Origin of the sequence: Cognatilysobacter tabacisoli (assembly GCF_003586305.1) — a bacterium.
In the GTDB taxonomy this organism is placed as follows: domain Bacteria; phylum Pseudomonadota; class Gammaproteobacteria; order Xanthomonadales; family Xanthomonadaceae; genus Cognatilysobacter_A; species Cognatilysobacter_A tabacisoli.
The window spans coordinates 1-21,941 of sequence record NZ_QXJI01000001.1; the positions used below are offsets into that span (position 1 = coordinate 1).

The window sequence follows — 21,941 nt, forward strand, 5'->3', positions numbered from 1 at the left end:
GCTGCAAGAGCGAGCGTAACCGCCGCACCGAGCTGAACGTGCAGAACTAAGCGACACGCGCGGACGTTCGTGTCCGCCGGCAACACCCGAAGCCCGGCCTCGTGCCGGGCTTCGTCTTTTTCGGGTCTGCCTGTGGGCGCCGGTGAATCGGGTAAGGTGCGCGCATGCGCGGCGTAAACGTGCTGCAACGCACACTGCTTGGCCAATCCACGCCGCATCTCGCGCAAGCCGTAAAAGTTTCGTCAGGGATTGCGCAGTGCTTCACCTTTTCCCGGCTGGGCGACCGCGTGCCGGCTTCCTACACTCGCTGCTACCAAACGGGGGAGATCACACCATGCGTCGCATCACCATCACCGCCGCGCTGCTGCTCGCGCCAGCCCTTGCCGCCGCCCAGGACCCGTGCGCCGACCTCGCGCGGCAGGGTCAGCAGCGGGCCGCCGTCGGCGCTTCGGTCGCACCGGAACTGACCGCGCCGCGCGCCAACCTCGGCGCCCCGACCGGCGTGCTCGCCCAAGCGCTCGACGAGGCCCAGACCGCCGACAGCGTGCTGCTGCGCATGCGCTTCGAGAAGTGCCAGGCGGTCGCCGCCGGCCCGAAGCCGGCGACGGCCACGACCGCGTCGGCAACCGCGCCGGCGGCGGTCAGCCCGAACGACCCGGCCGCCTACAAGCCCAAGACCGCGCACGACAACACGCCGTGGCGTTTCGACATGAGCCAGAACGGCAAGCGCATGACGGCCGAGGAGTTCGACGCCTGGATGAAGGCGCGCGGCGTGCGCGTTGCCAAGGGCGCACCGAAGCCTGCGGCCGCTCCGGTGCCGACGCCGGCGCCGGCCGAAGCGCCCAAGGGCAACTGATCCCGGCCAATGCCGCCGGCGTCGCCGGCGGTGCCATGTCTTCGAGAGCCTCTCCATTGACGGCCGCGCAAGCGGCCGTTTTCTTACGATGAGCCCAGCGCCCCGCCACGGCCTCGCCCGCGTGCTGTCCAAGCACGGCATCTGCTCGCGCACGCAGGCCGCGCAGTGGATCGTCGACGGGCGGGTGCGCGTCGACGGCCAGGTCGTCCGCGACCCCGAGTTCCCGGTCGACCGCGCGCGACAGCGGGTCGCCGTCGACGGCCGCGATCTCGATGCGGCGCCGCGGCTGTACCTGATGCTCAACAAGCCGCGCGGGCTGGTGACGACCGCCAGCGACGAACGCGGGCGCGACACGGTATACCGCTGCTTCGACGGGGCCGGGCTGCCGTGGCTCGCGCCGGTCGGTCGGCTCGACAAGGCCAGCGAAGGGCTGCTGCTGTTCTGCAACGACCCCGAGTGGGCTGCGCGGATCACGGACCCGGCCAGCGGCCCGGACAAGACCTACCACGTGCAGGTCGACACGATCCCGGACGCGCCGTTGCTGGCGGCGCTCGAATCCGGGCGCGAGGTCGACGGCGAGCCGCTGCGGGCCAAGCGGGTCGAGCTGCTGCGCACGGGCACGCGCAACGCTTGGCTGGCGATCACCCTCGACGAGGGCCGCAACCGGCAGATCCGCCGGCTGCTGGCCGCGTTCGACATCGGCGTGCTGCGGCTGATTCGCGTCGGCGTCGGCCGCCTCGCGCTCGGCACGCTCGCCAAGGGCGAGTGGCGCGCGCTGACGCCGGAAGAGGTCGACGCGCTGCGCGATTGATGGCGGGCATCACAGTCCGCGCTCCGCGCGCTGTTCGGCCTGCGCGGACTGTGGCCCCGCGCACTTTTTGCCGCGATCCGCGACGCGGTCGGCCTCCTAGACTCCCGCCCACACAGGGGAAGGGTGGGGACCATGACCAGACTGCTGCTGGCAGCCGCGATGCTGCTCGTGTTCGATGCTGCGCGCGCGCAAGGGGCCTCGTGTGCGCAGGAGCCGGGGATCGAAACCGCGCCGCGCGCCGGCGTACTCGCGCAGGCACACGCGCTGGCCGTCCTTGAGGACGACGTGCGGGCGTCGCCGTTCGGTGCGTGCGAGGTCGTCGCGGCCAGCGGCGATGGGGCCACGCGCCGCACGGCCCGGCGTGCGCGCACGGCCGCGCCGTCGCACCGTTTCGACATGACCCAGAACGGCAAGCGCATGAGCGCCGCCGACTTCGACAAGTGGATGAAGGCCCGCGGCATCCGCGTGGCCACCGGGAAGCCGGCCAAGCCGAAGCCGAAGCCGAAGCGCTAGTCGCGGACCTCGCCCGGTTCGCGCGGCACGGCCCAGCGTTCCAGCCGCCGTGCCAGCAGGGCGGCCACGACCTCGCGGGCGCGCTCGTCGTTCGGGCCGCGCGCGTCCGGCCCCTTGCCCTTGTCGTGGTTGCAGCCGGCGCAGGCCAGCGCGAGGTTGCGCGCGTCGTTCGCGGCGTCGCCGACTTCGCGCGTCAGCGCGGCTGCGGCGCGCTTGCCGAACCACGCCTGCGGGACGACATGTTCGAGTGTCCCGTGGCCGAGCGGCGTGCCGTCGGCGTCGAACTCCAGCGTCGAGCGGCAGTGCAGGCAGCGCGTCCGCCAGCGGCCGTCGGCCCGCAGCGCCGCTTCGGCGTCGTGCGCGAGCGCGAGCAGGAACAGCCGCCGCAGCGCCGGCCGCATCGGGCTGGGCTCAGCCCGGGATGACGCCGAGCTCCCGGCCGATCCGCACGAACGCATCGATCGCGCGGTCCAGGTGCGCGCGCGTGTGCGCGGCGGAGATCTGCGTGCGGATGCGCGCCTGTCCCTTCGGCACGACCGGGAAGAAGAACCCGATCGCATAGATGCCCTCTTCGAGCAGGCGCTGGGCGAACCGCTGGGCCAGCGGCGCGTCGTACAGCATCACCGGGCTGATCGGGTGCACGCCCGGCTTCACGTCGAAGCCGGCCGCGGTCATGCGCTCGCGGAAGTAGGCGGTGTTGTCGGCCAGCTGCGCGCGCAGGTCGCCGGCCGCGGCCAGCATCTCGAACGCCTTGATGCCGGCGGCGACCACGTGCGGCGGCAGCGAGTTCGAGAACAGGTACGGACGCGAGCGCTGGCGCAGCAGCTCGATGACTTCCTTCTTCGCGGTCGTGAAGCCGCCGAGCGCGCCGCCCATCGCCTTGCCGAGCGTGCCGGTGAAGATGTCGATCCGGTCCATCACGCCCTTGACCTCGGCCGAGCCGCGGCCGGTCGCGCCGAGGAATCCGGTCGCGTGGCACTCGTCGATGTGCACCAGCGCACCGTACTTGCGCGCCAGCGCCGTGATCTCGTCGAGCGGGGCGATGAATCCGTCCATCGAGAACACGCCGTCGGACGTGATCATGATCGTGCGCGCGCCGTCGGCCTTGGCCTGCTGCAGCTGCCTCTCGAGGTCGGCCATGTCGCAGTTGGCGTAGCGGTAGCGCTTGGCCTTGCACAGGCGCACGCCGTCGATGATCGAGGCGTGGTTCAGCGCGTCGGAGATGATCGCGTCGTGCTCGTCGAGCAGCGGCTCGAACAGGCCGCCGTTGGCGTCGAAGCATGCGGCGTAGAGGATCGTGTCCTCGGTGCCGAAGAAGTCGGCGATCGTCTGCTCGAGCTGCTTGTGCAGGTCCTGCGTGCCGCAGATGAAACGCACCGACGCCATGCCGAAGCCATGGGTGTCGAGCGCGTCCTTGGCCGCGGCGATGATGTCCGGATGGTCGGCCAGGCCCAGGTAATTGTTGGCGCAGAAGTTCAGCACCGTGCGGCCGTCGGCGAGGGTGATTTCCGCCGACTGCGGGCTGGTGATGATGCGCTCGGACTTGAACAGGCCGGCATCGCGGATTTCGTCGAGCGTGTCGCGGTAGCGCGCCGTCAGGCTGGAGTCGCTCATCGCGTTCAATTCCACGACAGCACGACCTTGCCGGCCTTGCCCGATTCCATCAGCTCGAAGCCCGTCTGGAACTCGTCGATCGGCATCTGGTGGGTCAGCACCTTCTGCAGCGGGAAGCCGCTGAGGACGAGCTGGGTCATCTTGTACCAGGTCTCGTACATCTTCCGGCCGTAGATGCCGTGCAGGGTCAGGCCCTTGAAGATGATCTTGTCCCAGTCCGCGCCGGCGCCCTTGGGCATGATGCCGAGCATCGCGATCTTGCCGCCGTGGTACATGCAGTCGAGCATGTCGTTGAACGCGCGCGGGTTGCCGGACATCTCCAGGCCGACGTCGAAGCCCTCCATGTGCAGGTCCTTCATCACGTCCTTCAGCGACGTGTTGGACACGTTGACCACGCGTGTGGCGCCCATGTCGGCGGCGAGCTTGAGCCGGAAGTCGTTGACGTCGGTGACCACGACGTTGCGCGCGCCGATGTGCTTGCAGATGCCGGCGGCGATGATGCCGATCGGGCCGGCGCCGGTGATCAGCACGTCCTCTCCGACCACGTCGAACTCCAGCGCGCAGTGCGCGGCGTTGCCGTAGGGGTCGAAGAACGCGGCGAGTTCGCTCGGGATCTGGTCCGGGATCGGCCACAGGTTGCTGGCCGGCATCACGATGTATTCGGCGAACGCGCCGTCGCGGTTGACGCCGATGCCGACCGTGTTCGGGCACAGGTGCTGGCGGCCGGCGCGGCAGTTGCGGCAGTGGCCGCAGACGATGTGGCCCTCGGCTGACACGCGCTGGCCGAGCCGGTAGCCGGTCACGCCGGCGCCGAGCTCGACCACGCGGCCGACGAACTCGTGGCCAATCACCAGGCCCGGCTTGATCGTGCGCTGGCTCCACTCGTCCCACAGGTAGATGTGCAGGTCGGTGCCGCAGATCGCGGTCTTCTCCAGCTTGACCAGCACCTCGTTCGGCCCCGGCGTCGGCACCGGCACCTGTTCCATCCAGATGCCCTTGGTGGCTTCGCGCTTGACCAGCGCCTTCATCAACGTTTCGGTCATGGGAATGGTTGCCGTCGAGGCCGCGCGGGCCGGGAAAGAGGTGCGGAATTATACGCCCCGGCCCGGTGGCGGCCCCGCGCGCGGTTTGCCGCGGCCGGGCGGCTTCGCCTAAGGTCGCGACTCCCTACGCTTGCCCCGGACGTCCATGCGCCACCGTCTGTTTGCCGTACCGCTGCTGCTCGCCTGCGCCGTCGCCCACGCCGACGAGGGCATGTGGATGCCGTCGCAGCTGCCCGACATCGCCAAGCCGCTGCGCGCCGCCGGCTTCAAGGGCGACCCGAAGGCCCTGGCCGAACTGGCCGCGCCGCCGATGAACGCCGTGGTGAAGGTCGGCGGCGCGACCGGCGCGTTCGTGTCGAAGGACGGCCTGGTGCTGACCAACCACCACGTCGCGTTCGGGGTGATCCAGTACAACTCGGGCAAGCAGCCCGACGGCAGCGTGCGCGACCTGATCGGCAACGGCTACATCGCCGGTGACCGCGCGGCCGAGCTGGCGGCGAATCCCGACTACCGGGTGCTGGTCACGACCGCGTTCGACAAGGTCACCGACCGCGTGCTCGCCCACGCGCGCGGCAAGACCGGGCGCGCGTACTTCGACGCGGTCGACGCCGCGACCAAGGCGATCGTCGCCGAGTGCGAAGCCGACGCCGGCCACCGCTGCAGCGTGGCGAACATGTACTACGGCACCGACTTCTACCGGATCAAGCAGCTCGAGCTGCGCGACATCCGTCTGGTGTATGCGCCGCCGGAGGCGATCGGCAACTACGGCGACGAGGTCGACAACTTCATGTGGCCGCGCCACAGCGGCGACTTCACCCTGCTGCGCGCGTACGTGGGCAGGGACGGCAAGCCGGCCGACTACAGCCCCGACAACGTGCCGTACGCGCCGCCGGCGCACCTGCAGGTGGCGACCGACCACGTCAAGGCCGGCGACTTCGCGATGCTGGCCGGCTACCCCGGCGTCACCTATCGCCACCGGATGGCGTCGGAGTTCCGCCAGCAGATCGAGTGGCAGCTGCCGTGGCGGGTGGCGTTCGTCGGCGGCGCGATCGAGGCCATCGAGGCGGCGGTGAAGGACGATCCGGCCAAGCGGGTGCTGTACGCGTCGGCGATGAACAGCTTCAAGAACACCCTCAAGCGCGCACAGGGCGAGCTCGAAGGCCTGCGCCGCAACGATGCGCTGACGCTGCGCGCCGCCGACGAGGCCGCGATGCTCGCGTGGCTGCGCACGCAGCCGGACGCGGCGTCGACGCTGGCCGACATCGCCGCCGCGCAGGCAGTGCTGGATACCGCGGCGAAGACGCGCGAGCGCGACCAGTGGTTCGCCGGCGCGCGCCCGGTGCTGTTCAACGCCGCCTTGACGCTGCAGCGGCTCGCCGCCGAGCGGCGCAAGCCGGACGCGCAGCGGCAGACCGGCTTCCAGCAGCGCGACGAGAAGCTGATCGAAGGCGCGCTGAAGCAGGTGCAGCGGCGCTACCACCCCGACGTCGAACAGGCGCACTGGCGCTACCTGCTGCAGCGCTACTACGCGCTGCCGGGGGACCAGCGCATCGCCGAAGTCGAGACGCTGTTCGGCAACTCGCTCGCCGCGGCGGAACAGAAGCTCGCAGCGCTGTACGCCGGCACCCGGCTCGGCGACGAGGCGGAGCGGCTGCGCTGGCTGGCCGCGCCGTCCGACCAGGTGGCGGCTGCCGACGATGCGCTGATGCGCGCCGCCGCCGCGCTGCTGCCGGTCGCACTGCGGCTGGAGGATGCCGACAAGGCCCGCGACGGCGAGCTGCTGCGCCTGCGGCCGTCGTACATGCGCGCGCTGATCGCCTTCCGGCAGTCGCAGGGGCGCGCGGTCTACCCGGACGCCAATTCCACGCTGCGCGTCAGCTACGGCCGGGTCAGCCCGATGTCGCCGCGCGACGGCGTCGACTATCGGCCGCTGACGACCGTGGACGGCATCGTCGAGAAGCACACCGGCACCGCGCCGTTCGACGCGCCGGCGCCGCTGCGCGCGGCGATCGCGAAGGGCGATTTCGGCAGCACCGGCGATCCGGCACTGAAGGCGCAGACCGTCAACCTGCTGACCAACCTCGACACGACCGGCGGCAATTCGGGCTCGCCGGTGCTCGACGCGCGCGGCCGGCTGATCGGCATCAACTTCGACAGCAACTGGGAGGCGGTCAGCGCGAGCTGGAGCTTCGACCCGCGCTACAAGCGCGCGATCCACGTCGACGCGCGCTACCTGCGCTGGCTGATGGCCAAGGTCTATCCGGCGCCGCACCTGCTGCGCGAGATGAACCTGCCGGCGGAGTGAAGGTCGCGCGCCCGCATCGCGTCATTCAGGCGGTCGATGCGGGCTCGCCTCGGCCATCGGATCGATGAATCGGACGCCGTCGCCGCGCGGCGCCCCGTGACTTTGGTCATGGGGGCGGGTTGCGGGTCGCCGGCTAGACTCGAAAAGTTTTCGCGGTTTCCTTTCGTTGCATGCACAGGAGTTCAGCAATGCGCTATTCGGTTCTGGCTGTCGCACTGGCAGTCGCCAGCCTCGGGGTGGCCCACGCGGGCGAAGGCATGTGGGTGCCGCAGCAGCTGCCGGAGATCGCCGGGCCGCTGAAGAAGGCCGGGCTCAAGCTCGACGCCAAGCAGCTGGCGAACCTGACTGGCGACCCGATGGGCGCGGTCGTGTCGCTCGGCGGCTGCACCGCGAGCTTCGTGTCGCCCAAGGGACTGGTCGTCACCAACCACCACTGCGCGTACGGCGCGATCCAGCTCAACTCGACGCCGGAACGCAACCTGATGAAGGACGGCTTCAACGCCGCGCAGCCGGGCGATGAGGTGTCCGCCGGACCGAATGCGCGCATCTACGCGCTCGATTCGATCCGCGACGTCACCGCCGACGTCCAGGCGGCCATCGCCGCCGCGCCCGACGCGCTCGGCCGCACCAAGGCGCTGGACACGATCGAGAAGAAGCTCGTCGCCGACTGCGAAGCCGAGGCCGGCTTCCGCTGCCGCCTGTACAGCTTCGCCGGTGGCAACACCTACCGCCTGTTCCGCAACCTCGAGATCCAGGACGTGCGCCTGGTGTACGCGCCGCCCGGCAGCGTCGGCAACTACGGCGGCGAGGTCGACAACTGGATGTGGCCGCGCCACACCGGCGACTTCTCGTTCTACCGCGCCTACGTCGGCAAGGACGGCAAGCCGGCCGCGTACTCGACCGACAACGTGCCCTACCAGCCCAAGCAGTGGCTGAAGGTCGCCGACGACGCGCTGCGCGACGGCGACTTCGTCATGGTCGCCGGCTACCCGGGCCGCACCTCGCGCTACGCGCTCGCGCAGGAGTTCGACAACACCGTGGCGTGGAGCTACCCCACCATTGGCGGCCACTACAAGAAGCTGGTCGCGCTGGTCGAGGCCGAGGGCGCCAAGAACCCCGACATCGCGGTCAAGTACGCCAACACCGTGCGCGGCTGGCAGAACACGATGAAGAACTACGACGGCCAGCTCGAGGGCTTCGCCCGCATCGGCGCGGCCGAGCGCAAGCACGCCGACGAGAAGGCGGTGCTGGCGTGGCTGCAGCAGCAGGGCGACAAGGGCCGCGCCGCGCTCGACGCGCACGCCAGGCTCCTCGCGCTGGACGCACAGGCCACCGCCACGCGCGACCGCGACCTCGTGTTCGGCCAGCTGCGCAGCACCGGCGCGATCGGCGCGGCGGCGCAGCTGTACCGCCTGTCGATCGAGCGCGCCAAGCCGGACGCCGAGCGAGAGCAGGGCTACCAGCAGCGCGACATGCCGACGTTCGAAGGCGGCATGCGCCAGATGGAGCGCCGCTACGTGCCGGCGATGGACCGCGAGCTGCAGGCCTACTGGCTGCGCGAGTACATCAAGCTGCCGGCCTCGCAGCGCGTCGAGGCGGTCGACAAGTGGCTGGGCGGCAACGACGAGAAGGCGATCACGCGCGCGCTCGACAAGCTCGCCAAGACCGCGCTCGGCAACACCGACATGCGGCTGGGCCTGATGAAGGCCGACCGCGCCGCGTTCGAGTCGAGCAAGGACCCGGCGATCCAGTTCGCCGTGGCGATCATGCCGACCGTGCTGAAGCTGGAGGAGGAGGGCAAGGCCCGCGCCGGCGACGCGCTGCTGGCCCGCCCGGCGTTCCTGCAGGCGATCTCGGACTACAAGAAGTCCAAGGGCCAGTTCGTCTACCCGGACGCCAACTCGTCGCTGCGCATCACCTTCGGCAAGGTCACCGGCTACACCAAGACCGACGGCAGCAAGCAGGCCTCGTTCACCCGGCTTGAGGAAGTCGCCGCCAAGGCCACCGGCACCGCGCCGTTCGACGCGCCGAAGGCCCAGCTCGAGGCGATCGCGGCCAAGCGCTACGGCGGGCTGGCCGACCGCAAGCTCGGCACCGTACCGGTCAACTTCCTGTCGGACCTGGACATCACCGGCGGCAACTCGGGCTCGCCGGTGCTCGACGCCGAAGGCAAGCTGGTCGGGCTGGCGTTCGACGGCAACTGGGAGTCGGTCAGCAGCAACTGGGTGTTCGACCCGACGATGACCCGGATGATCTCGGTCGACCAGCGCTACATGCGCTGGATCATGCAGGAGGTCTACCCGGCGCCGCAGGTGCTGGCCGAGCTGGGCGTGCCGGCGAAGGACTGATCTTCAGCGCACCTGGTGCGACACCGACGCCGGCCGCCTTGCGCGGCCGGCGTTTTCTTTTGGCGCGCCGGGCGTCGTTCAGACCGCCGGGATCGCGTACTCGAAGCTGTAGCGGTGGGTGCCGTCGGCCTCGATCTCGATCGCCATGCGGCCGGTCAGCCCCGCCAGCGCGCCGGTGCCCGAGTCGGGCACGACCGTCAGCGCCAGCGTCGGCGCGCCGCGGTCCATCGTGCCGCTGTGCTGGGTCAGGAAGCTGCCGTCGAGCCCGTCGAGGCTGCCGCTGATGCGCTCGACCGCGACGTACGCGGCCGAGCCCTCGACCGGCGTGCCGACGGCCAGCATGTGCACGACGCCGGTGGCGTCGAGCGGCCCGTGGAAGCGCTTGTCGAAGCGCATGTGCATCGCCTGCGCGCCATCGCCGAGATCGCACGGGTCCAGCACGCTGCGCTGGACGTCGAACACGCCGCTGACCGTCACCGTCATCGTCTCGCTCTCCTCGTTCAAGGCCCGCCATGCTCGCGTGCACGCGCGGCCGTTACCAGTGCAACGGTTGCGACGGCCCGGTCCATTGCCTAGGCTGCCGCGGCGCCACAGCATCGCCGCGCCGGCGCGAACGCCGCGCGACGCCACGCCCCCCACTCCGGACCACCGAATGCGCATCCTGCTCGCCCGCCACGGCGAAACCCCGTGGAACGCCGAAGGCCGCTACCAGGGCCAGGAAGACATCGCACTCTCGCCGGTCGGCGAGGCCCAGGCGCGCGCGCTCGGCGAGCGCCTGCGCGAGGTCCCGATCACCCGCGCGGTGGCGTCGCCGCTGTCGCGCGCGCGCCGCACGGCCGAACTTGCGCTCGGCGCGCGCGCGGGCATGCTCGCGTTCGACCCGGGCCTGCTGGAGATCGCCCACGGCACGTGGGAAGGCCTGCTGGCCAGCGAGATCCGCGCGCGCGACCCACAGCGCCTGCTCGACTGGCGCGTGCGCCCGCACGAGGTGCTGATGCCCGGCGGCGAATCGCTGCAGCACGTGTTCGACCGCGCGTGGCCGGCGCTGGCGCGGGCCTGCGACGGGCTCGGTGACGACGACACCCTGCTGGTGGTCGCACATGACGCGGTCAACCGCGTGCTGCTGTGCCGGATCCTCGGCATCCCGTTCGGCAAGCTGTGGACGTTCCGGCAGGCACCGACCACGCTGAACCTGCTCGAGGGCGCCGACGTCGACACCCTCGACGTGGTCCGCCTGAACGACTGCAGCCACCACACCGCGCTGTTCGGCGAGGCCGTGCACCGCGCGCTGTAGGGCGCCGTAGGGCGGGCTCGAGCCCGCCACCGCATCCGCGCCACCGCATCGCGTCTCCCTTCGGGCCAGCGTGGCCGCGACGCCGCAACCCCGTGCATCGGTCCCGGCGATCGGTGAGGCGTCGCGTGGTTGCGTGGCACGTTGGCGGCTCGCGATGGCGGGCCGGGGCCCGCCCTGCGTCCCCGGTCCACCTGCCTTGTCCCGGCGATCGCGGGATAATGATCGTCCCCGCTTCGACCGCCGCCATGCCCCGCAGCCTTCTCGAGTGGCTCGAGCACATCGAGCAGCAGCATCCCCAGTCGATCGCGATGGGCCTGGAGCGCGTGCGCGAGGTCGCGCGACGGATGGGCCTGGGCAAGCCCGCGACCCGCGTGATCACCGTCGGCGGCACCAACGGCAAGGGCTCGACCGTCGCGTTCATCGAGGCGATCGCGCGCGCGGCCGGCTGGCGCGTCGGCGCGTACACGTCGCCGCACCTGCACGCGTACAACGAGCGCGTGCGCATCGACGGAGTCGACGCCGACGACGCGTCGCTGGTCACCGGCTTCGAGGCCGTCGCCGCGGCCGCGTCTGCCGGCGCCCACGGCGAGGCGGTCGCGCTGACCTATTTCGAGTACGGAACGCTGTGCGCGCTGTGGCTGTTCGCACGCGCGCCGCTCGACCTGGCGGTGCTCGAGGTCGGCCTCGGCGGGCGGCTGGACGCGGTCAACATCGTCGACCCGGACGTGGCGGTGATCACCACCGTCGACCTCGACCACCAGGACTGGCTTGGCAGCGACCGCGAGGCGATCGGCGCGGAGAAGGCCGGCATCGCCCGCGCGTGGACGCCGCTGGTGCTCGGCGACGACGACCCGCCTTCGAGCGTGCTTGGCCACGCGTACGCGATCGGCGCCTCGGCGGTGCGGATCGGCTGCGACTTCTTCATCGACCGACCCGACGGCGCGCCGGGCTGGCGCTGGCGCGAGGTCGGCAGCGAGCTGGACCTGCCGTGGCCGTCGCTGGCCGCGCCGGTGCAGCTGCGCAACGCCGCCGTGGCGATCGCGGCGCTGCGCGCGCTGCCGGATGAGCTGCCCGCGCCGGCGTTCGCAGAAGGCGTGGCCGCCGCCCACGTGCCGGGCCGGCTTCAGCGGTTCGAACGCGACGGCGTGGAGGTGCTCGTCGACGTCGGCCACAACCCGCAGGCCGCGCGCGGTCTCGCGGCGTGGCTCGACGCCACGCCATCGCACGGCCGAACGCTCGCGGTCTACGCCGCGCTTGCCGACAAGGACGCGCGCGGCGTGGTCGACGCGCTCGGCACGCGGGTCGCGCGCTGGCACCTGGCCGGGCTCGCCGGGGTCGGCCCGCGCAGCCAGCCGGTCGAGGCGCTCGCGGCGCGGCTGGCCGACACGCCGGCGGCCCATGCATCGCACCATGACGACGTCGGCGCCGCGCTCGACGCGGCGGTCGCCGAGGCCGCGCCGGGGGACCGCATCCTCGTGTTCGGCTCGTTCCACACCGCCGCCGAGGCCTGCGCACGGCTCGCCGCGGCCTGAACCGGCACGCGCGTCGCGCCGGGGCACGGTGATCGCGGGGGTATAATTCGCGCGGCCTTTCGCCGTGACCCGCGAGAACCGATGGAACCTGCACTGAAACAGCGACTGATCGGCGCCACGGTGCTGGTCGCGCTTGCCGTGGTCTTCCTGCCGATGCTGATCAAGGGCCCCGCGCCCGAGAGTTCCGCCTCGGATGTCCCGCTGGAGCTGCCGGACGCGCCGCAGGGCCAGTTCGAAACCCGCGAGCTGCCGCTGGTCGGCCCCGGCGAGGCGCCCGCCGCCGGCGCCGTCGGCATGCCGGGCGCGCCCGCCGCCGACCCCGACACCCTCCCCATGGTCGACACCGCTGCCGCCGGCGCGCAGCCGGCGACCGCCGCCGCGGGCGACTACGCGGTCAATTTCGGCAGCTACGCCAGCACCGCCGACGCCGCCCGCGTCATCGCGGCGCTGGCCGGCGCGCAGCTGGCCGCGTTCCAGCAGCCGGTCACCGACGCCGGCCGCACGCTGCACCGCGTCCGGATCGGCCCGTTCGCGACGCGCGCCGAGGCCGAGGCCGCGCGACTGCGCGCGGCGAAGGTCAACGACCGCGTCACCGCGCGGGTCGTCGCGCTGGACGCGGACGCGTCCACCCCGGCAGCCGCGACTGCGGCGCCGGTGGCCTCGCAGCCGGCGCCGGCGCCGACCGCGTCCGTCTCGGCGCCGGTCCCGCTGCCCGAGTCGAAGCCGGCCGCCACGCAGCCCGTCGCGCCCGCCCCGAAGCCCGCCGCGCCGAAGCCGGTGGCGACCGCGCCGGCCAAGCCGGTCGAGGCGCCGAAGCCGGCCGCCGCGCTCGGCTTCGCGGTGCAGCTGGGCGCGTTCGGCAACGCCGCCGAAGCGACCAAGCTGCGCGACCGCGCACGCGCCGCCGGCTTCAGCGCATTCGTCGAGGCGGTGCCGACCGACAAGGGCACGCTGAACCGCGTGCGCGTCGGCCCGGTCGCGAGCCGCGCCGAGGCCGATGCGCTGAAGGCGCAGCTGTCGTCGAAGCTCGGCGTCAGCGGCATCGTCCGCCCGCACCCCTGAGCCGGCGTCCGGGCGTCCCCACATGAGCGGCGTCGACTGGGTGGTGCTGGCGATCGTCGCCGCGTCGGCGCTGTTCGGCCTGATGCGCGGCTTCGTCGGCATGCTCGTGTCGCTGGTGGCCTGGCTGCTGTCGGGCTGGGTCGCGTTCCGCTTCGGCGGTGAGGTCGGGCTGATGCTCGCCGGCGCGGGCGAGCCGAGCGCGGGCCAGGTGTTCGCCGGCTACGCGCTGAGCTTCGTCGTCGTGATGGTGGTCGTCGGCACCGTCGGCTGGCTGGTCCGCAAGCTGGTCGCGTCGACCGGCCTGGGCGGGATGGACCGCCTGCTCGGGCTCGGCGTCGGCGTGGCGCGCGGCGCGTTCGTCGCCTGCGCGCTGGTGCTGCTGCTCGGGCTGACCTCGCTGCCGCGCGAACCGGAGTGGCAGTCGTCGAAGGTCGTGCCGGTGTTCGTGCCGGGCGCGCACTGGCTGCGCGGCTGGCTGCCGGACTGGGTCGCCGCGAAGGTCGACCTCGACGGTTCGGGCGCGCGGCCGGAACCCGACGACGCGCCGCTGCCCGCGCCGCTGGCCGGTTGACCCGGACGCATTCGCCCGCATCTCGACGGTACCGGCCTCTTCTTTCCCCGTTCACGCTCTCCAGCAGGACTTCCCACCATGTGCGGCATCATCGGAATCGTCGGCCATACCGACGTCGCGGCGCGGCTCTACGACGGCCTGACGGTGCTCCAGCACCGCGGCCAGGACGCGGCCGGCATCGCCACCGCCGACGGCAACAAGCTGCGCGTGCACAAGGGCAACGGCCTGGTCAGCGACGTGTTCCACGAGCGCGCGATGCAGCTGCTGCAGGGGCGGGTCGGGATCGGCCACTGTCGCTACCCGACGGCCGGCAGCGAGGGTTCGGACGAAGCCCAGCCGTTCTACGTGAACTCCCCGTTTGGCATCGCGCTGGCGCACAACGGCAACCTGATCAACACCGACGCGCTGCGCCGCGAGGTGTTCGAGCAGGACCGCCGCAATGTCAACACCGAGTCCGATTCGGAAGTGCTGCTGAACGTGTTCGCGCACGAGCTCGACATGCAGGGCGCGCTGACCCCGGACGGTGCGTTCAGGGCGATCGAGGGCGTCGCGCGCCGCTGCGTCGGCGGCTACGCGGTCGTCGCGACGGTGCTGGGCCTTGGGCTGGTCGCGTTCCGAGACCCCAACGGCATCCGCCCGCTGGTGCTCGGCAAGCGTTCGCACAACGGCCAGGACGAGTACGCGATCGCGTCCGAGTCGGTCGCGCTCGACCTGCTCGGCTTCGAGCGCCTGCGCGACGTGCGCCCGGGCGAGGGCGTGGTCGTCACCGCGCGCGGCGAGCTGTTCACGAAACAGTGCGCCGACGAGCGCATGCACACGCCGTGCATCTTCGAGTACGTGTACTTCGCGCGGCCCGACTCGATGATGGACGAGGTCTCGGTGCACAAGGCGCGCATGCGCATGGGGCAGAAGCTCGGCGAGAAGATCCTGCGGCTGCGCCCGGACCACGACATCGACACGGTGATCCCGATCCCCGACACCTCGCGCGATGCCGCGCTGGAGATCTCCAACGTGCTCGGCGTGAAGTACCGCGAAGGCTTCATCAAGAACCGCTACGTCGGCCGCACGTTCATCATGCCGGGGCAGGGCGAGCGGGCGAAGTCGGTGCGGCGCAAGCTCAACCCGATCCCGCTGGAATTCAAGAACCGCGTCGTGCTGCTGGTCGACGACTCGATCGTGCGCGGCACCACGTCGCGGCAGATCGTGCAGATGGCGCGCGACGCCGGCGCGCGCAAGGTCTACCTGGCGTCCGCCGCGCCGCCGGTTCGCTTCCCGAACGTCTACGGCATCGACATGCCGTCGGCCGAGGAGCTGGTCGCCCACGGCCGCACCGACGACGAGGTGCAGACGCTGCTCGGCTGCGACTGGCTGATCTACCAGGACCTCGCCGACCTGCAGGAGGCCGTGTCCGGCCCGAAGCACCGCATCGACCACTTCGATTCGTCGTGCTTCAACGGCGAGTACGTGACCGGCATCGAACCGGGCTACTTCGACCGCATCCGCCAGCTGCGCTCGGACGAAGCCAAGAAGACGCGGCGGGCCTGACATGCGCGAACTGAAATCCCTGCTGATCCCCGACGACGACAACGGCCAGGTCCTGCGCCAGATGCTCGAGGACGGCGACGACCTCGACCGCGCGCGCGCGATCGACTTCTTCCACGTGTTCGCCGACGGCGACGACGCGACCGCGTTCGCCACTGCGGCGGCCGCGCTGGCGGACGTGACCGTCGAGGCGCCCGAGGAAGACGACGAAGGCGTGTGGCAGGTCGCGGTGACCCGCACGATGGCGCCGAACCACGCCGCGATCACCGCGCTCGAACTGCAGCTGGGCGAGCTGGCCGAGGCGCACTGCGGCTTCGCCGACGGCTGGGGCTGCCCGCCGGCGGCCGACACCGAGCACTGACCATCGTGGACGCCGGCGCGCGCGACGTCGCCGCGTTCGGCGGCTGCCTGTTCACCGCCGCGTGCGCCTGCCTCGATGCCGACACGCCCGACGCGAAGCTCGCGCTGACCGCCGCGGCCGCGCAAGCGTTCGCGCGCGGCGAGCTGTCGGTCGACAGCGCCGTCGAGCCCGAGCCGATCCGCATGCCCGGCCGTCCACCGACGCCGAAGCTGGTGCACCCGCGCGAGCTGCCGCGGCGCGGCTTCGGCAGCGTCGCCGGCCGCGCGGCGTTCATCCACGCCGTCGCGCACATCGAGTTCAACGCGATCGACCTCGCGTGGGACGCCGCATACCGCTTTCGCGGCCTGCCCGCGGACTTCTACGCCGACTGGGTGTCGATCGCCGCCGACGAGGCGCGCCACTTCGCGCTGCTGCGCGCGCGGCTGCAGGAACTCGGCCACGACTACGGCGACTTCGACGCGCACAACGGCCTGTGGGAGATGGCCGAGAAGACCGCGCACGACGGCCTGTCGCGGATGGCGCTGGTGCCGCGCGTCCTCGAGGCGCGCGGGCTCGACGTCACGCCCGGCATGATCGCCAAGCTCCGCGCGCTCGGCGACGACGCGACCGCCGACATCCTCGAGGTGATCCTGCGCGAGGAGGTCGGCCACGTTGCGGCCGGCTCGCGCTGGTTCCGCTGGTACTGCGAGCGCGCCGGCGTCGCGCCGGGGCCCACGTTCCGCCGGCTGCTGTCGCAGTACGCGCGCGCGGTGCTCTACGGGCCGTTCAACCTCAAGGCGCGCAGCGCCGCCGGCTTCGATGCCGAGGAGCTGCGTCTGCTGTCGGAGTTCGCCGACGGCGACCGCGCGGTCGCGATCGGCACCGGCTGACGCGCTGCGCGCAGGCGCCCGTCAGGCGAGGGCGTCGAGCGACACGCCGCGGTCGTCGACGCGCAGCACCGAGCCCTGCTCGTACCAGTCGCCGAGCACGATCCGCTGTGCGTCGCGGCCGTCGACGTGCAGGTCGTGGATCGCGGGGCGGTGGGTGTGGCCGTGGATGACGCGGTCGATGCCGTACTGCGACAGCGTCGCGGCGACCGCCGCCGGCGCGACGTCGGTAATCGACTCCATCGTCCCCTGCGCCTGCAGCCCGCCCTGGTGTGCGCGGCTCGCGGCGCGCGCGGCTTGCGCGAACGCCAGCCGCGCGGGCAGCGGCTGGGCGAGGAACTGCCGCTGCCAGTCGGGGTGGCGGGTCTGCGCGCGGAACTGCTGGTAGGCGACGTCGTCGGTGCACAGCAGGTCGCCGTGCATCAGCAGGGTCGGGCGGCCGTGCAGCAGCACGACCGCGGGGTCGGGCAGGATCGTCATGCCGGCGCGCTGGGCGAACGCCTCGCCGAGCAGGAAGTCGCGGTTGCCGCGGATGAAGTACGTCGGCACCCCGGCGTCGTGCACGGCGCGCAGCGCCCGCGCGGTGACCTCGCCGACCTCGGACGGGTCGTCGTCGCCGACCCAGGCCTCGAACAGGTCGCCGAGCACGTACAGCGCGTCGGCGCGGCGGCCCTCGTCGTGCAGGAAGCGGGTGAACAGCTCGGTGACCTGCGGACGTTCGGCGTCGAGGTGGAGATCGGAGACAAAGAGCGTGGTCATGCGGCCATTGTAGGGTCGCTCACCATCCGACTCGGCTGCCCGATGCGGCTCACCGCCCTCGGCCGCCCGCGCGGTCCTGCCCTCAGCGCACTTAACGGGCCTGGGTGGCCGGCCGGTGCGTCGGCGCGCGGCTGGCTGCACGCGGGCAGGCCGGCGCCCGCGCCCGGCCCCGTCCGCCCCGGTCCGGTAAAATCCCGCGATTCCGCCGTCGATCGAGCCTCGCATGAGCTGCCGCACCCGCTTCGCCCCCAGCCCCACCGGCTACCTGCACATCGGCGGCGCGCGCACCGCGCTGTACTGCTGGCTGGAGGCGCGCCGCCGCGGCGGGCAGTTCATCCTGCGCATCGAGGACACCGACCAGGAGCGCAGCACGCAGGCGGCGATCGACGCGATCCTGCAGGCGATGGAGTGGCTCGGCCTCGACTACGACGAGGGCCCCGTCTACCAGACCCAGCGGCTGGACCGGTATCGCGAAGTCGCCGAGCAGATGGTCGCCGCCGGCACCGCGTACTACGCGTACGAGACCAAGGACGAGCTCGAGGCGATGCGCGCCGCGGCCGAGGCGGCGAAGGAGAAGCCGCGCTACAACGGCGCGTACCGCGACCGCAACGAACCGCGCCGCGACGACCCGAACCGGGTGATCCGCTTCAAGAATCCGCTCGACGGCACCGTCGCGTGGGATGACAAGGTCAAGGGCCGCATCGAGATCGCCAACAGCGAACTCGACGACCTGGTGATCGTCCGCTCGGACGGCTACCCGACCTACAACTTCGCGGTCGTCGTCGACGATCTCGACATGCGCATCACCGACGTGGTGCGCGGCGACGACCACGTCAACAACACCCCGCGGCAGATCAACATCTACCGCGCGCTCGGCGCCGAGGTGCCGCACTTCGCGCACCTGCCGATGATCCTCGACCCGGACGGCGCCAAGCTGTCCAAGCGCACCGGTGCGGCCGACGTCATGCAGTACCGCGACATGGGCTACCTGCCGCACGCGCTGCTGAACTACCTGGTGCGGCTGGGCTGGTCGCACGGCGACCAGGAGATCTTCTCGATCGACGAGATGAAGGCGCTGTTCGACTTGAAGGACGTCAACGCCAAGGCCTCGCGCCTCGACCCGGCCAAGCTCGGCTGGCTGAACCAGCAGTACCTGAAGAGCGACGATCCGGCGGCCGTCGCGCCGCACCTGGAATGGCACCTGCGCGCGGCCGGCTACGACCTTGCGTGCGGCCCCGCCGCGGCCGACCTCGTGGTCGCGCTGCGCGATCGCGTGCAGACGCTGAAGGACATGGCCGAGCGCTCGGCGGTGTGGTTCGGGCCGCTGGCGCAGTACGACGACGCGGCCGTGGCCAAGCACCTGACGGCCGCCGCGCAGGCGCCGCTGGCCGCCGCTCGGGCGCAGCTCGACGCGCTGACAACGTGGTCGGCCGACGCCGTCGGCGCCGCGCTGCACGCGGCGGCCGAATCGCTCGGACTGGGCATGGGCAAGGTCGCCCAGCCGCTGCGCGTGGCGATCACCGGCACCCAGGTCAGCCCCGACATCTCGCACACGGTGTACCTGGCCGGGCGCGACGAGGCGCTGCGCCGGATCGACGCGGCCCTTGCAATGCTGCCAGCGCGCGCCTAGATCAGCGGTACGCGCCGCGCACCGGCGGAGACCCCACGATGGCCCACGACCACGCCTGCACCGACCCGAGCCACCACGTCCACGACGGCGACGCCTTCGTGGCCGAGGTCGAGCGGGCGTGCGAGGCGCGCGGGTTGCGGCTCACGCCGATCCGCGCGAACGCGCTGCGGCTGATCGCCGACGCCGGCCGGCCGGTCAAGGCCTACGAACTGCTCGACCAGATGAAGGCCACGCAGGCCGGCGCGGCACCGCCGACCGTCTACCGCGCGCTCGACTTCCTGCTCGAGCACGGTTTCATCCACCGGCTCGCGTCGATCAACGCGTTCGTCGGCTGCCACCACCCGGGCGGCGAGCAGCACGCAGTGCCGTTCCTGATCTGCGACCGCTGCCAGTCGGCGACCGAGCTCGAAGACGAACGCATCGTCGCGCTGCTCGACGAAAAGGCGCGGGCGATCGGCTTCGTGCCGCGCGCGCAGACGCTGGAAGTGCACGGCGTCTGCGCGGCGTGCGCGGCGCGGCCGGCGACCGGCTGAGCGCGCACGCGCGCGCGCATCGCAAAGCGGCCTGACGCCGCGCTGCGCGCATGCGCCGCGCCCGATTCCCGGCGCGGCGCACGGTCCCGGTCGATCAGAAGTACGCGCGCACGCCGACGGTGACGCCGCGGCCCGGCAGCGGGGCGAGGTCCTTCAGCGGCGAGGTGTGCACGCGCGCCTCCTCGTCCAGCAGGTTTCGACCGTCGAGGAACAGTTCCCAGCCGTTGCCCGACTCGGTGTCGACGTGCCACGACACGTGTGCGTCGACCAGCGTGTAGCCCGGCGTCGCGGTCTCGAACGCGGCGACGTCGTCCTGGCGCGCGTAGCGCACCGCGCCGAGCGAGGCGTGCAGCGGGCCGCGCTCCCATCGCAGTTCGCCGCCGACGCGCGACGGCGCGATCCGCGGCAGGTTGCCGCTGTTGGGCAGCGACACGTCGACCGTGCCGTCCTCGAGCGCCAGCGACACGTCGCGCGATCCGCTGCCGTCGAGCTCGCCGCGCACGACGTCGCCGAATACGCGCAGGTTCCACGCGCCGCTGGCGTTGTCGGCGATCGACCAGTCCAGCGACGCCTCCGCGCCGCGGAAGCGGGCATCGCCCTGCGTCCACGCGCGCACCGGGCCGTCGTCGGTGTCGACGCCGGTGTCGGCCAGGTAGATGAAGTCGTCGAAGCGGACCTCGTACAGCGCGGCGTTGAACTTCAGCGGGCCGGCGTGCCAGTGCAGGCCGAGTTCGGCCCGGTTCGCGGTTTCCACGTCGAGGTCCGGCGCGCCGAGCTCGACGCTCGCGGTCGCCACGTGCAGGCCGTCCGAGTAGAGCTCCTCGGCGGTCGGCGACCGCTGCGCGCGGTCGAGGCCGAACGAGAAATGCAGCGCGTCGGTTGCGTCCCATTTCAGTGCGGCCGATGCGCTGGTGGTGTCGAAATCGCGCGACGGGCCGATCGCCTCGCTGGCGTCGACGGCGACCTCGTTGCGGTCGTGGCGGGCGCCGACCTCGAGCTTGACGTCGCTGAAGCGGCGCTCGCCGATCCAGAACAGGCCCAGGTCGCGCGAGCGCGACGCCGGCACGAACGCCTCCTCGCCGATCGCGACGAAATCGCGATCCGACCACTGCAGGCCGAACGCGCCGTCGACGCCGCCCCACGGGCGGTGCGCCAGTTCCAGCCGCGCCTCGTTGGTGGTGTTGTCGAAGACAGTGCCGACCTCTTCGCCCTCGAACTCGGTGTGGGTGTAGTCGGTGTTGGCCAGCTTGATCCGCAGAGATTCGAACGGGCCGAGCCCGTCGAGCCCGCCGCGCACCTCGGTGCGGCGCTGGTCCATCACGATGCGCACCGGCGCTTCGCCTTCCTCGCCTTCGTGCGCCTCGCCCTCGTGCGCCTCTTCTTCGTGCTCTTCGTGCGCATGGCCGGGCACGCCGTAGCGGGTGTTGAACAGGTTGACGCTGGCGCCGAGGAAGCCGCGGTCGAAGATCCACGACCCGCCGAGCGCGCCGGCGTCGGTGCGCAGCGCGCTGTTCGCCAGCACGCCGCGGTCGGCCGGGTCGGGCGTCTCGCCTTCCTCGGCCAGCAGCGCGGCGCTTTCGGCGTAGCCGGGGATCTCGTAGTCGCCGGTCTCGCGGTGCAGGCCGTCGATGTGGAACACGAACCGGCCCGAGGCCGACGTGCCGTCCAGACGCACCATGCCGGCGCGCTCATCGTTGACCGAGCCGGCGCGCAGTTCGGCGCGGCCCTGCAGCGGCTCGTCGGTGACGCGCTCGGGCACGCGGCCGTCGATGACGTTGACAGCGCCGCCGATGGCGCCGCTGCCGTACAGCAGCGTCGCCGGGCCCTTCAGCACCTCGATCTGGTCGGCCAGGAACGGCTCGATCGACACCGCGTGGTCGACGCTGACCGTCGACACGTCGCCGGAGCTGAGCCCGTCGCTGAGCACCTGCACGCGCGCGCCGTCGAAGCCGCGCACGATCGGACGGCCGACGCCGGGGCCGAAGTACGACGACTGCACGCCGGGCAGCTTCGACACGGTCTCGCCGATCGAGTTGGCCTTGACCTCGTCGAGTCGTTCGCCGGTCAGCACCTCGACCGGGCGCGCGAGGTCCTCGGCGGTGCCGGCCAGCGGGGTGGCTCGCACTTCGACGCGATCGAGCTCGACCGGGTCGTGGTCGTGCTGCTGCGGGGCAGGGGCGGCGTACGCCGTCGACACGGCGGCGGCCAGGGCGAGCGCAAGCGGCAGGCGGCGGGTGGTCAGGGCGCGGGGGCGGTTCGGCGTGGGCATCGGGTATAAAGGTCGAGACCGGGGATGCGTAA

The 21,941-nt window shown here is 71.9% G+C and carries 20 protein-coding genes; 14 read left to right on the forward strand and 6 right to left on the reverse strand.

What is annotated here, in order from left to right; translation table 11 throughout:
• The first annotated feature begins 334 nt into the window (after nt 1–334).
• The 3 genes from D3A60_RS04450 to D3A60_RS04460 all read left to right on the forward strand — a co-directional run bounded on the left by D3A60_RS04450 (nt 335) and on the right by D3A60_RS04460 (nt 2,180).
• Nucleotides 335–856 carry a hypothetical protein gene (locus D3A60_RS04450; protein ID WP_119717554.1) on the forward strand — a complete coding sequence of 174 codons (522 nt, stop codon included), beginning with the start codon at nt 335–337 and terminating at the stop codon, nt 854–856.
• Between the two features lie 88 nt (nt 857–944).
• A complete protein-coding gene (locus tag D3A60_RS04455; protein ID WP_119717555.1) occupies nt 945–1,667 on the forward strand; it encodes a pseudouridine synthase in 723 nt (240 codons plus the stop codon).
• Nucleotides 1,668–1,799: 132 nt separating this feature from the next.
• A complete protein-coding gene (locus D3A60_RS04460) occupies nt 1,800–2,180 on the forward strand; it encodes a hypothetical protein (RefSeq protein WP_119717556.1) in 381 nt (126 codons plus the stop codon).
• On the opposite strand, the gene D3A60_RS04465 is transcribed toward D3A60_RS04460, so the two are convergent.
• The 3 genes from D3A60_RS04465 to tdh are packed head-to-tail and all read right to left on the reverse strand — an operon-like array spanning nt 2,177 to nt 4,822.
• Nucleotides 2,177–2,581 (reverse strand): HNH endonuclease, encoded by a 405-nt coding sequence (locus D3A60_RS04465; RefSeq protein ID WP_119717557.1) that lies wholly within the window; start codon nt 2,579–2,581, stop codon nt 2,177–2,179. The two genes, D3A60_RS04460 and D3A60_RS04465, sit on opposite strands and share 4 nt — an antisense overlap.
• Before the next feature lie 10 nt (nt 2,582–2,591).
• Entirely contained in the window at nt 2,592–3,794 is a 1,203-nt protein-coding gene (kbl, locus tag D3A60_RS04470) for a glycine C-acetyltransferase (protein ID WP_119717558.1), read from the reverse strand.
• A 5-nt stretch (nt 3,795–3,799) separates the two neighbouring features.
• On the reverse strand, nt 3,800–4,822 hold the full coding sequence (gene tdh, locus D3A60_RS04475; protein WP_119718965.1) for an L-threonine 3-dehydrogenase: 1,023 nt from the start codon (nt 4,820–4,822) through the stop codon (nt 3,800–3,802).
• Nucleotides 4,823–4,982: 160 nt separating this feature from the next.
• Between tdh and D3A60_RS04480 the strand changes: the two genes are divergently transcribed.
• Together D3A60_RS04480 and D3A60_RS04485 are read left to right on the forward strand one after the other, a co-directional pair.
• A complete protein-coding gene (locus tag D3A60_RS04480; RefSeq protein ID WP_231120413.1) occupies nt 4,983–7,142 on the forward strand; it encodes a S46 family peptidase in 2,160 nt (719 codons plus the stop codon).
• 188 nt (nt 7,143–7,330) lie between these two features.
• On the forward strand, nt 7,331–9,490 hold the full coding sequence (locus D3A60_RS04485; protein ID WP_119717559.1) for a S46 family peptidase: 2,160 nt from the start codon (nt 7,331–7,333) through the stop codon (nt 9,488–9,490).
• A 78-nt stretch (nt 9,491–9,568) separates the two neighbouring features.
• Here D3A60_RS04485 and D3A60_RS04490 read toward each other — a convergent pair whose 3' ends face one another.
• The gene (locus D3A60_RS04490) at nt 9,569–9,994 is read right to left on the reverse strand and encodes a DUF3224 domain-containing protein (RefSeq protein ID WP_196778645.1); all 426 of its coding nucleotides are present in this window, start codon (nt 9,992–9,994) and stop codon (nt 9,569–9,571) included.
• Between the two features lie 148 nt (nt 9,995–10,142).
• Between D3A60_RS04490 and D3A60_RS04495 the strand changes: the two genes are divergently transcribed.
• The 7 genes from D3A60_RS04495 (at nt 10,143) to D3A60_RS04525 (ending at nt 16,721) form a co-directional block, all read left to right on the forward strand.
• Nucleotides 10,143–10,784 carry a histidine phosphatase family protein gene (locus D3A60_RS04495; protein ID WP_119717560.1) on the forward strand — a complete coding sequence of 214 codons (642 nt, stop codon included), beginning with the start codon at nt 10,143–10,145 and terminating at the stop codon, nt 10,782–10,784.
• A 245-nt stretch (nt 10,785–11,029) separates the two neighbouring features.
• Nucleotides 11,030–12,316: a bifunctional tetrahydrofolate synthase/dihydrofolate synthase gene (folC, locus tag D3A60_RS04500; protein WP_119717561.1), complete on the forward strand. Its 1,287-nt coding sequence runs from the start codon at nt 11,030–11,032 to the stop codon at nt 12,314–12,316.
• Between the two features lie 81 nt (nt 12,317–12,397).
• The gene (locus D3A60_RS04505) at nt 12,398–13,378 is read left to right on the forward strand and encodes an SPOR domain-containing protein (protein WP_119717562.1); all 981 of its coding nucleotides are present in this window, start codon (nt 12,398–12,400) and stop codon (nt 13,376–13,378) included.
• 22 nt (nt 13,379–13,400) lie between these two features.
• A complete protein-coding gene (locus D3A60_RS04510) occupies nt 13,401–13,949 on the forward strand; it encodes a CvpA family protein (RefSeq protein WP_119717563.1) in 549 nt (182 codons plus the stop codon).
• Nucleotides 13,950–14,027: 78 nt separating this feature from the next.
• The gene (gene purF, locus D3A60_RS04515) at nt 14,028–15,494 is read left to right on the forward strand and encodes an amidophosphoribosyltransferase (protein ID WP_119717564.1); all 1,467 of its coding nucleotides are present in this window, start codon (nt 14,028–14,030) and stop codon (nt 15,492–15,494) included.
• A gap of 1 nt (nt 15,495) precedes the next feature.
• Complete coding sequence (locus D3A60_RS04520) at nt 15,496–15,852, forward strand: ribonuclease E inhibitor RraB (protein WP_119717565.1); 357 nt, start codon at nt 15,496–15,498, stop codon at nt 15,850–15,852.
• Between the two features lie 5 nt (nt 15,853–15,857).
• Nucleotides 15,858–16,721, forward strand: a complete 864-nt coding sequence (locus tag D3A60_RS04525) for a ferritin-like domain-containing protein (protein ID WP_119717566.1) — start codon at nt 15,858–15,860, stop codon at nt 16,719–16,721.
• A gap of 21 nt (nt 16,722–16,742) precedes the next feature.
• On the opposite strand, the gene lpxH is transcribed toward D3A60_RS04525, so the two are convergent.
• Nucleotides 16,743–17,477, reverse strand: a complete 735-nt coding sequence (gene lpxH / locus D3A60_RS04530) for a UDP-2,3-diacylglucosamine diphosphatase (protein WP_119717567.1) — start codon at nt 17,475–17,477, stop codon at nt 16,743–16,745.
• A 223-nt stretch (nt 17,478–17,700) separates the two neighbouring features.
• On the opposite strand from lpxH, the gene gltX reads away from it, so the two are divergent.
• The gene (gene gltX / locus D3A60_RS04535) at nt 17,701–19,107 is read left to right on the forward strand and encodes a glutamate--tRNA ligase (protein WP_119717568.1); all 1,407 of its coding nucleotides are present in this window, start codon (nt 17,701–17,703) and stop codon (nt 19,105–19,107) included.
• 38 nt (nt 19,108–19,145) lie between these two features.
• On the forward strand, nt 19,146–19,640 hold the full coding sequence (locus D3A60_RS04540) for a transcriptional repressor (RefSeq protein ID WP_119717569.1): 495 nt from the start codon (nt 19,146–19,148) through the stop codon (nt 19,638–19,640).
• Nucleotides 19,641–19,734: 94 nt separating this feature from the next.
• On the opposite strand, the gene D3A60_RS04545 is transcribed toward D3A60_RS04540, so the two are convergent.
• A complete protein-coding gene (locus D3A60_RS04545) occupies nt 19,735–21,909 on the reverse strand; it encodes a TonB-dependent receptor domain-containing protein (protein ID WP_119717570.1) in 2,175 nt (724 codons plus the stop codon).
• Between the last annotated feature and the right edge of the window lie 32 nt (nt 21,910–21,941).

Bases quoted from the DNA above. Each gene is read 5' to 3' on its own strand.
- lpxH (WP_119717567.1), bottom strand. From the start codon at position 17,477: ATGACCACGCTCTTTGTCTCCGATCTCCACCTCGACGCCGAACGTCCG.
- tdh (WP_119718965.1), bottom strand. From the start codon at position 4,822: ATGAAGGCGCTGGTCAAGCGCGAAGCCACCAAGGGCATCTGGATGGAA.
- D3A60_RS04510 (WP_119717563.1), top strand. From the start codon at position 13,401: ATGAGCGGCGTCGACTGGGTGGTGCTGGCGATCGTCGCCGCGTCGGCG.
- D3A60_RS04455 (WP_119717555.1), top strand. From the start codon at position 945: ATGAGCCCAGCGCCCCGCCACGGCCTCGCCCGCGTGCTGTCCAAGCAC.
- folC (WP_119717561.1), top strand. From the start codon at position 11,030: ATGCCCCGCAGCCTTCTCGAGTGGCTCGAGCACATCGAGCAGCAGCAT.
- D3A60_RS04520 (WP_119717565.1), top strand. From the start codon at position 15,496: ATGCGCGAACTGAAATCCCTGCTGATCCCCGACGACGACAACGGCCAG.
- D3A60_RS04495 (WP_119717560.1), top strand. From the start codon at position 10,143: ATGCGCATCCTGCTCGCCCGCCACGGCGAAACCCCGTGGAACGCCGAA.
- gltX (WP_119717568.1), top strand. From the start codon at position 17,701: ATGAGCTGCCGCACCCGCTTCGCCCCCAGCCCCACCGGCTACCTGCAC.
- D3A60_RS04450 (WP_119717554.1), top strand. From the start codon at position 335: ATGCGTCGCATCACCATCACCGCCGCGCTGCTGCTCGCGCCAGCCCTT.
- D3A60_RS04480 (WP_231120413.1), top strand. From the start codon at position 4,983: ATGCGCCACCGTCTGTTTGCCGTACCGCTGCTGCTCGCCTGCGCCGTC.
- kbl (WP_119717558.1), bottom strand. From the start codon at position 3,794: ATGAGCGACTCCAGCCTGACGGCGCGCTACCGCGACACGCTCGACGAA.
- D3A60_RS04460 (WP_119717556.1), top strand. From the start codon at position 1,800: ATGACCAGACTGCTGCTGGCAGCCGCGATGCTGCTCGTGTTCGATGCT.
- D3A60_RS04540 (WP_119717569.1), top strand. From the start codon at position 19,146: ATGGCCCACGACCACGCCTGCACCGACCCGAGCCACCACGTCCACGAC.
- D3A60_RS04485 (WP_119717559.1), top strand. From the start codon at position 7,331: ATGCGCTATTCGGTTCTGGCTGTCGCACTGGCAGTCGCCAGCCTCGGG.
- D3A60_RS04545 (WP_119717570.1), bottom strand. From the start codon at position 21,909: ATGCCCACGCCGAACCGCCCCCGCGCCCTGACCACCCGCCGCCTGCCG.
- D3A60_RS04505 (WP_119717562.1), top strand. From the start codon at position 12,398: ATGGAACCTGCACTGAAACAGCGACTGATCGGCGCCACGGTGCTGGTC.
- purF (WP_119717564.1), top strand. From the start codon at position 14,028: ATGTGCGGCATCATCGGAATCGTCGGCCATACCGACGTCGCGGCGCGG.
- D3A60_RS04465 (WP_119717557.1), bottom strand. From the start codon at position 2,581: ATGCGGCCGGCGCTGCGGCGGCTGTTCCTGCTCGCGCTCGCGCACGAC.